The following is a 7,851-nucleotide window of genomic DNA, read 5'->3' on the forward strand; positions in this document are numbered from 1 at the left end:
GTTAGAACAGGGCGGCTTTGGGAACTGTGGGGAAGATCGAATCGAGCTCTGCGAGGTCATCACCGGTGGGCCGCCAGCCTGCCGATTCGGCGTTCTGCCGGACCTGCTCAGGCTTGGTGGCACCGGCGATTACCGACGCAACGGAGGGGCGGGAGGCCAGCCAGGAGAATGCCACCTCAATCTCCTGCAGCCCGCGATCGGCGGCGAAGCGGGAGAAAGCACCCAGCTGCTCCCAGTCGGCGTCCTTGAGCAGGTTGCTGCGCGAGTGGGTCAAGCGGCTGCCCTCCGGCGCCTGGCCGTCCTTGTATTTGCCCGTCAGCAGGCCGTTGGCCAGCGGGAAGTACGGCAGCACGCCCAGCCCATAGGCTTCGGCAGCGGGCGTGACTTCGAGTTCCGCCCTGCGGTCCAGCAGGTTGTAGTGGTTCTGGCTGGAAATGAACGGCGTGTAGCCGCCCATGCGGGCAGTGAATTCAGCCTCGGCGATCTGCCAGCCGGCCCGGTTGGAGTGGCCGATGTAGCGCACCTTGCCGGCGCGGACCAAGTCATCCAAGGCGGACAAGGTCTCCTCGATCGGCGTCAGCGGGTCAGGAGTGTGGAACTGGTAAAGGTCGATCCAGTCCGTGCCCAGCCGGCGCAGGGACGCTTCGGCAGCCTTGACGATGTACCGCCGTGAGCCGCGTGCGCCGAAGTCCTCGCCGTTGGCACCGCGCATATCCATGCCGAACTTGGTGGCCACCACTACGTCGTCGCGGCGGGCGCCGAGCGCCTTGCCCAAGAACTCCTCGCTCAGTCCAGGAGCCTTCCCATAGGTGTCGGCCACATCGAAAAGGGTCACACCAGCGTCGAGCGCGGCCGTGACGACGGCGTTCGTGCCCTCTTGGGTCTCGGTGGGAGTGCTTGAGCGGCCCAAGTTATTGCAGCCGAGCCCGACGGCGGAGACGGTCAATCCGGACTTGCCCAGACGGCGGTATTCCATCGATGCATCCTTCTCGCTTGAAGTTGGTGGCCCGCCTCAAATCCTACCTGCGGAGACTGCGCCGGTGATCTACGGCACGTCACGCGGGGGCCGTCGGCGTTGCCGCTTCTGCCTTTAGGTGCCGCTGCACATATGATCGAAACCATGGCCAAAGTTCTGACTTCCCTTCCCGTCGGCGAACGCGTCGGCATCGCCTTCTCCGGAGGACTCGATACGTCCGTTGCCGTTGCGTGGATGCGCGACGGCGGAGCCGTGCCCTGCACCTACACGGCCGACCTCGGCCAGTACGACGAGCCGGACATTGACGCGGTGCCCGGCCGCGCCGCCGAATACGGCGCCGATATTTCCCGCCTGGTGGACTGCAAGCCGGCTTTGGTGGAGGAAGGCTTGGCCGCGCTGGCCTGCGGCGCCTTCCACATCCGCAGCGGCGGACGCTCCTACTTCAACACCACCCCGCTGGGCCGTGCCGTGACCGGCACGCTGCTGGTGCGCGCGATGCGCGAAGATGGCGTGGACATCTGGGGCGACGGCTCCACCTACAAGGGCAACGACATCGAGCGCTTCTACCGCTATGGGTTGCTGGCCCACCCGCGGCTGCGCATTTACAAGCCGTGGCTGGACCCGCACTTCGTCTCCGAACTGGGTGGCCGCCAGGAGATGTCCGAGTGGCTGACCGCGCACAACTTCCCCTACCGCGACTCCGCCGAAAAGGCATACAGCACCGACGCCAACATCTGGGGTGCCACGCACGAGGCCAAGACCTTGGAGCACCTGGGCACCAGCCTGGAAGCGGTCGAGCCGATCATGGGCGTGGCCTTCTGGCGCGAGGAGGTCGAGATCGCCACTGAAGACGTTTCCATTCGCTTCGAGGCCGGCCGCCCGGTGGCCATCAACGGCACCGAGTTCGCCGACGCCGTCGCCCTGGTCAACGAGGCCAACGCCATCGGCGGCCGCCACGGCCTGGGCATGTCCGACCAGATCGAGAACCGGATCATCGAGGCCAAGTCGCGCGGCATCTACGAAGCTCCGGGCATGGCGCTGCTGCACATTGCCTACGAGCGGCTGCTCAATGCCATCCACAACGAAGACACCGTGGCCAGCTACCACGCGGAAGGCCGCCGCCTGGGCCGCCTGATGTACGAAGGCCGCTGGCTGGATCCGCAGTCGCTGATGCTGCGTGAATCGCTGCAGAAGTGGGTCGGCTCCGCTGTCACCGGCGAGGTGACCCTGCGCCTGCGCCGCGGCGAGGACTACACCATCCTGGACACCACCGGGCCGGCGCTGAGCTACCACCCGGACAAGCTATCCATGGAGCGCGTAGGCGACGCCGCCTTTGGCCCGCTGGACCGCATCGGCCAGCTGACCATGCGCAACCTGGACATCGCTGACTCCCGCTCGCGGCTGGAGCAGTACGCCGCACTGGGACTGGTGGGCGGCCCGACCGCCGAACTGGTCGGCGCACTGGAAGCCGGCGGCGCCACCGAGATTGCAGATACGGCCACGCTGGATGCTGCCGGCCGCGCAGCCGACGAGGCACTGGACCGCGCCGCTTTCGACGCCGGTACCGACTGATCGACCCGGCTCCGACCGCAGGGCCGTAGCAGAGGCCCGGTGCCCCTCGTCCAGGGGTGCCGGGCCTTTGGCTTACCTACTTCAGCGGGGGTCGATGCGCACGGTGGCTGCACGGACCCGGTCAGTGAGCATGGACGGCAGCTAGGGACCGGTTCCCTTTCAACCGTGGACCACACCGACTGAGGTCGGCGGCAACCCAAGAAGGCTGGCACCCTTTCCAAGTGCCGGCCGGGATCAACCGCCCTGGTGCGGGACGGGGGGCCTCCGGAACCGGCGTTGAGGGGTGCGTGGACAAACAGAAAAGGGCCGGCCTGTGGGCCGCCCGTTTCCGCTCCTCGGACAAAGAAAAACGTGAACCGCGCATAGCGGAATGTTGTCTCGAACCCGGACGCCCGACGCGGCAGGCATGGCACCCGAAGGTACCACCGGGTGCCTCTTAGCCCGCCGGGAGCCGCGGCACTTTGTTGCTTGACTGGTGGCCGCGTCGAACAGCGGTCCGACGCCTGATGAGTAGCTGCCGTGGTTCGCACTCCGGCGGCAGACCGCCCGCCCCTTGGTTTACCAAGTAGCTCCGGCCGGGCGGCCATGGCTAGGCACGGCTATCAGTCTCCCCACAGGTAGGAAGTTATTGCTTCGCAACCTCAGGTTCCTCCCCGCCATACACTGCCGCGGTTAGCGTGAGAGGAACGTTGTTACATCACAGACAGGGACATCATGCGCACCTTGGCCACACTGACAGCCGGTGCTGTCGTACTGCTGGCGTTGGCCGGCTGCAGCAATGATCCGAAGTCTGGGATATCTGCTCTGGAAGCTCCGGCCGGTCCGGCCGATACCTTCGCCGGTGGCGCCGAAGCCCTGGGCGTAGCCCCAGGCAGCACGCGGCTGTTGGTGGAGGAGGGCGGTTATACGTTCCATATTGCGGCGCCGGACAAGGCTGAGAAGGGCAGCGTGTGTCTGGTAATCCAGACCCAGGAACCGGAAACCGCCGCTTCCGGTTGTGGCAACATTCCCAGCTTGCACCCGTTGGAGCTGGGAACCGCTGGCGTCAGCGCGAAGCTCACTGTGGATGATTATGACGCGGGCACGGAATTGGGCGAAGGCTGGCGACAACTCCACAAGAACCTGCTGGTACGCGGACTGTAGCGATTCCATTTTTGTATAGACGGAGGGGAAGATGAGTGAGTAAGCGCGCAAGACAGCTTCTGCCTTGACGACGGTACTCGGGCTTCTTGGCTTGGTTACCGCCTGCGGTGCCGCAAGTGGTCCTGGCCAGCAGTTGCCCGAGTTCACATCGCTGAACGATGCGTACCAAGCAGTCGACGCCGTACTGGACTGCGCGGATGATGCAGGTGACCCGCTATTCAAACACCCGGATGAAGGTGGGCCTACCGGAGAAGCAACGCGATGCACCAAAACGGTTGAAGTTCTCTGGTTCGACAGCCAGGAAGCCTATGACAACGTGCACGAACTCTTTGCCAATGCTGCGGGTGGACCCGAGTCGGCTGTCTATTTCGTTGAGGGCCGCAACTGGTTTGTCGTTGCGTATGCGGAAGTCGCCATAGGAGTCGAGAAACCCGAAAGAAACACGGACTTGGAAGCTCTCGCAGAGAACCTCGGCGCCAAATACACAGTGAAGCAGTAGCACCAGCGAGCCAAAACATTAGGCTGTTCGGCCATTCGCCTGGGCCACGCATCGCCAGCGGAGCGACCCTCCTGATGTCGGCGTTGACCTGCCTATCGGCACCAACCGGCCGCGCCAGCGGACGCCCGAATTGGTGAGCTCTGCAAACCCTTCACCAGCACCCCCGGACCTGCATCCGTGTGACCCCCCGGGCGCCGCGGCCGGCCCCCGCATAGCTTATCGGCTATAGCTTTCGCGATTGGGAATTTATTTCCGCGATAAAGATGAGCGTGAACTTATGCATGTCCGTGAATGGCTTATCCAACAGTGATGTATTCACCTAACCAGCGAAAAGGACTAATTGATGGATGTGATCATAACGTGGGCTCTTTTCTTTGGGCTTGCGACGGTTATTGTATACTCAAGCAGGAAAGAACAGACAGCCCACGCAGAAGCTGCCCACCGTGACGGGAAGAGGCTGCCTCGCAACCGCGTCGCGAGAATGTTCGCGTCCTACACGGTTCTGGACTGGGGTCTCTTTATTGGTGCTGTCGGGTTCCTCATCTCGGCTGTCTCAGGAACCGCCCGTGTCTTACTCTGAGTGCTCTTCGCGAGTAAACCACTGAAGCAAAAGTACTAGGCCGAACAAGTGCCCCTTTAACTTGGGATAATAAAGGTGCCAAAGCCCAAAAATCGCCAAGTCGTATTTCCCGAGACACCGTCACGGCCTGCGACGCCGGGCGAAGTCTGCGCTCGAGTCACTGGACGATGATTCCCGCGCCAGCCCGTCCGGCTGCTGCGACCGGCTGCTGGGTCGGTAACCATTCCTTCCCACCGACCCATGGGATTCATAAGGTCGGCTAGCTACAGTGCCCCACATGGGGTGTATGCATCGGCGAAACCAAGCGGTGTTGTCGTGAAGAACCGCACAGCGGTCCTGGCCATTTCGGTTCTCGCAGTGCTTCTGGCCGGCTGCGGAAGCTCTGCCGGCAGTGGAGCTTCAGGCAAAATCGTCACCGGGCCGAATGGCGTAATGCTGCTGGTGCACCCAAGCAGCGCCCAAACGAACTCCGTGATGGAAGCCGCTTTCGACGGAACACTTGTCGTAGGCGAGGACGATTGCATTATCGGGAGGACCAGCGATGGGCGGGACTTTGGGCTGCTGTTCCCGGCAGGGGCACGGTTCGGAGCTGGTGACCCGCCGACCGTTGAGGTGGAAGGCCACTCCCTTCAGGTCGGAGATCCCGTTAGTTTGGGCGGTGGATACCTGTCCCGTAGCGACATTGGAAAAGTACTGGGTGGTGCACCGGACCAGTGTCTCCGCGAGGAGACGTTCTACGTCCAGACTTTCTGAGAGCCCCGGTTCCTACTGATCACGGAGAAGGACGGGCGCCAGCCGTCCCGTTCGTGGCCGGCTACTGGGCCGGGGATCGTTGACAGGCAATACAGGTAAAACGATGATTGCGACATGATCAGCCAGCGAGTCACACCTCTTCGTGTTCTCCTCGGAGCACTTGCCCTGGGGACATTGCTCACCCAAGTCGTGATTGTTCCGAGCACCGCGGCTGAGTACGCCGAGGCCTACCCCGAGGTTGCGTATCTGGCGGCACCGTACGTCACTGCAATCGTGGTTGCAATCGGCGGATTTGAGGTGGCTTTGCTGGCAGTATGGCAACTACTTTCGGCCGCGGCGGCCGGCGGGGCCTCGCCCCGTCGGGCAAAGCTATTGGCTCATGTCCTGGCAGTTTCCCTAAGTTTCATGGCAGTGATCTTCGCAGGTGTCTGTGTACACGCCGGATCTTTCGCAGCTGTCGGCGGGCCGGCGATGCTATTCGGGATTCTGGCCTCTCTCGCCCTTGTACTCGTCGCGTTCGTTCTCAGAAAAAAGGCCGTGGATTTCGTGCTGACAGATAATGTCGACGGCCCATTAGCGCAGCGAGGCCAGTACCCGTTCACCCCACCGCACAGCGAAGGACGAGCCTAAGCCCGTCCCGTTCCTGCGTCGTCTGCTCGGCCGTGGTGGTAGGTGTCGTCCACATGATCAGGCTTCCGTCACCCCCGCCCTACCCCTTCCGGCGCCTGAACACTACCCAAAGGCCCCGCACGGTTACGAACAGCACCAGGACGGCCCCCAGAGCGGCCAGTCCCATAAAACCGAGAGTGACTCCGATCCGGAGCGCAGAGGGCCGGATGTCGTCATTGGCCTCATCAATCCCACCAAAACCGAGCCAGGAGAAAAAGGCACTAGTCAGACCGACGATAACCATCATCGAGCCAACCCCGTACACCGCTGCATTCGATAACCGGTGCACTTCTCCACGCCCCCTCGTCGCCCTATCTTCCGGCCATCCTATGAGCTGCTCAATCTACCTTGGAGGGCCCGCCGCAGAGTGACCGATTCCAACACCGCCTTCACTGTGCCCCATCCTTGCTCCCGGGCAGGGGTGGCGCGGTATCCGGGCGCGCCTGTGCCCGCCGGTACACGGGCTATTCCCGGCCTTTACCGGCATCCACAGCGACGGGGGGCCTCCCTGAGGGCTGTTCCGGCCCTGGCTAGAAGGGTTCCTCCGAACTAACGAGCCACGCCGAGGCTTTGGCCGTCGTGGAATCGGGCATAAAGCACAAATCTTCGTCCGTCTGCCTTGTTATTGGCCCAGTCGAGGGCTTCATGAACGTCACGCACGCCGGTGAGCAGCCATTCGTCGCTTCCGTCAGCCACCACCCGGCCACCTCGATCCTTGATATGCCCCCAAAAATCCACCCGGTAATCAGGGTTCTCTTCAAGGGATGACTCAACCCGGGGATCGCTTGAACTTGCTTCCATTGGCTGGGGGTCCTGTTCTCGAGGGTGTTCACGGAAGCGTACTGGTAGGGCACCCGATGGGAAGAAAGGCGTAGCTCTTGGCGTGCCCCTTTAGAGCCAGCGACGGCGGGGGGACTTACGGTGCCTTGCCGGCCTGTACCCGTGGGGTACTTTCTTCGTTCCGCGGTTCCATACAACCCAAAGCCCAAGAGTCCCCAAGAGCATGGGATGGACCAGCGAGGCGGACTCGCCGGCCGTGGCAACCAAAAGGTAGAGGAAGCCGACCCAGCACAGCGCCACCAGGTACACGCCGACGACAAGGGTGCCCCTTCTGAAGTCCGGGCTGTGCATACGGTTCTTGACGAATGTTCCCTGGACAGACATACGCGCTCCCCTAGCTGGACCGTAGGACAGATGCGCTCATCACAGCACGAATCCGCCGCTACGTCGACAGCCGAGTAGGGATACCCGGGGGTGACCCCTGCGGGCCCGGCCAGCGGGAAGACTTAGGCTTAGCCGGGTCGCGTAGCGCCAGCGGAGAGGCCCCCAGCCATGGTCACCTACTTATGCATGCCTGTGAATGGCCCCAGCGCGATGGAATTCATGTTCCACCAGGGCTTGAATGTCCAGCTAGGAGATGCTTCATCGAGACACCTGTCAGGACATGCTCACGGTTATCGGCCCTTAAAAACGGGCAGAGGGAGTGGCTGCTCAAGGGCTCAGCGACTTGGAGGGGAGTGCTGGTCTGGACTCAGGGCGTGAAGGTGCGCGCCGGGCCGGCCCAGGATCTGGGTTCAGGCGAGTTTGGTTACCTGGTAAGTGTGGCCGGCCGCACGGAGTCGCTGCATGAGCACGTTGCCGAGTGCAGTGGCCGGTGTT

The 7,851-nt window shown here is 62.9% G+C and carries 7 protein-coding genes; 5 read left to right on the top strand and 2 right to left on the bottom strand.

What is annotated here, in order from left to right; genetic code table 11:
• Position 1: 1 nt before the first annotated feature.
• On the bottom strand, positions 2 to 976 hold the full coding sequence (locus AC5RW2_RS23755) for an aldo/keto reductase (RefSeq protein WP_493961908.1): 975 nt from the start codon (positions 974 to 976) through the stop codon (positions 2 to 4).
• Positions 977 to 1,120: 144 nt separating this feature from the next.
• Between AC5RW2_RS23755 and argG the strand changes: the two genes are divergently transcribed.
• The 5 genes from argG (at position 1,121) to AC5RW2_RS23780 (ending at position 6,153) form a co-directional block, all read left to right on the top strand.
• Positions 1,121 to 2,548, top strand: coding sequence for an argininosuccinate synthase (gene argG / locus AC5RW2_RS23760; RefSeq protein ID WP_493961907.1), 1,428 nt, complete (start codon positions 1,121 to 1,123; stop codon positions 2,546 to 2,548).
• A 714-nt stretch (positions 2,549 to 3,262) separates the two neighbouring features.
• Entirely contained in the window at positions 3,263 to 3,691 is a 429-nt protein-coding gene (locus tag AC5RW2_RS23765; protein ID WP_494074688.1) for a hypothetical protein, read from the top strand.
• 64 nt (positions 3,692 to 3,755) lie between these two features.
• Positions 3,756 to 4,190 carry a hypothetical protein gene (locus AC5RW2_RS23770; protein ID WP_493961905.1) on the top strand — a complete coding sequence of 145 codons (435 nt, stop codon included), beginning with the start codon at positions 3,756 to 3,758 and terminating at the stop codon, positions 4,188 to 4,190.
• Between the two features lie 343 nt (positions 4,191 to 4,533).
• Positions 4,534 to 4,770 carry a hypothetical protein gene (locus tag AC5RW2_RS23775; RefSeq protein ID WP_493961904.1) on the top strand — a complete coding sequence of 79 codons (237 nt, stop codon included), beginning with the start codon at positions 4,534 to 4,536 and terminating at the stop codon, positions 4,768 to 4,770.
• Positions 4,771 to 5,637: 867 nt separating this feature from the next.
• Complete coding sequence (locus tag AC5RW2_RS23780; protein WP_493961902.1) at positions 5,638 to 6,153, top strand: DUF2975 domain-containing protein; 516 nt, start codon at positions 5,638 to 5,640, stop codon at positions 6,151 to 6,153.
• Positions 6,154 to 6,741: 588 nt separating this feature from the next.
• Here AC5RW2_RS23780 and AC5RW2_RS23785 read toward each other — a convergent pair.
• A complete protein-coding gene (locus tag AC5RW2_RS23785) occupies positions 6,742 to 6,993 on the bottom strand; it encodes a hypothetical protein (protein WP_493961901.1) in 252 nt (83 codons plus the stop codon).
• Between the last annotated feature and the right edge of the window lie 858 nt (positions 6,994 to 7,851).

The sequence above is a fragment of the Arthrobacter sp. B0316-1-20 genome (assembly GCF_059091865.1).